The organism is Streptomyces jumonjinensis, from assembly GCF_009600885.1.
Taxonomy (GTDB): domain Bacteria; phylum Actinomycetota; class Actinomycetes; order Streptomycetales; family Streptomycetaceae; genus Streptomyces; species Streptomyces jumonjinensis.
Window position 1 is genome coordinate 23,941 of record NZ_VCLA01000184.1, and the last position, 1,344, is coordinate 25,284.

Genomic DNA, 1,344 nt, shown 5'->3' on the forward strand with positions numbered 1-1,344 from the left:
TCCGGGTCGTTGTCCCGGATACCGCAGCACCAACAGCCGAGATCGTCCCACCCACACACCCACCCACCCGGCCAGTGGCTGATGACCGCGCCGCGCCCCCGCGGCGCGGCGAACAGACAAAGGAGAACGCCGATGGCGTTGACGACCCGCCCCGCTGCTCCGCCCATCGAAGGATGCCAGGGAGCCCGGCGCCCGCAGCGAGCACCGGGGAGGCGCGGATGACCGAGGCGCAGAGCAGGGCCGCCCAGACCGGCGGAGGGCGCGTCCCGCCGCCCCGGACAGCGCCCGGGCTGGAACTCCCCCCGGCGCGGGTGCCCGCCGGGCCCGCCGACGGCGACGACATCACCGACGGGATGGAGACCGCGTACTGGGCGGTGCACGACGGGGCGTCGGCGAAGGCGAGCGTGCGGGAGATCCTCGTCCAGCTACCGAGGATCGTGCGGCAGGTCGGGGCGCTGGCATGGCGGGCGGACCGGCGGGGCACCGTCGCGGTCGCCGTACTGCAGTTGATGTCCGCGGCGATGAACGCCTTCGGCCTGGTCGCTTCGGTCGCTGTCCTCCACACGCTGTTCGCGTCCGGACCGACACCGGACAAGATCCGCTCCGCGCTGCCCGAGCTGGCCCTGGTCGTGGCGCTCCTGTCGCTGCGGGCCGCGCTGGAGACCGCGGTCTCCACCGCCGAGGCCCGCCTCACCCCGAAGATCCGCACCGCTTTGGAAGTGGAGTTCTACCAGCTGGTCGCCCACGTACGGCTCGAAGCGGTCGACGACGCGAACTGGCACGACGATATCCACCGGGCCTCCGACAGGGGCCTGTACTTCGCGCGGCAGGTCGTGGGCCAGATCGTCGCCCTGGCCGCAGCCCTCCTCGACCTCGTCGCCACCGCGGCCGTTCTCACCGTGCTCCATCCCCTGCTGATCCTCATGCTGCCGCTGTCCGTGCTCCCGGTCGGCGCCGCCGCCGTCCGAGCGGCCAAGGAGCGCTTCCACTCGTACATGCGGTGGAACGCCCTCCAGCGGCGGGTGCGCACCTTCAGCTGGATTCTCCTCGACCAGGACTCCGCGGCCGAGATCCGCTCCAACACCACCCAGGGCGCGCTGCTCGCGGAGCATCGGCGGCTCACCGAGAAGATCGCCGCCGAGGACACCCGGCTCGGTGTCCGCGCGGCCCGGATCCACCTCGCCGGGCGCACGGCCGGCGGCGTCGGCACCGGCATCACCTACGCGGCGCTGTGCGCGATGCTGATCGGCGGCTGGATCCCCCTCGCCGTCGGCGCCGGAGCCGTCCTGGCGATCCAGTCCAGCCACCGCTCCCTCACCACCTTCGTCAACATGGCGCACATGG

The 1,344-nt window shown here is 72.8% G+C and carries 1 pseudogene; it reads left to right on the forward strand.

Features of this window, described 5'->3' with window-relative positions:
* Positions 1-218: 218 nt before the first annotated feature.
* Positions 219-1,344, forward strand: a pseudogene (locus FF041_RS38215) (ABC transporter ATP-binding protein); the annotation flags it as partial.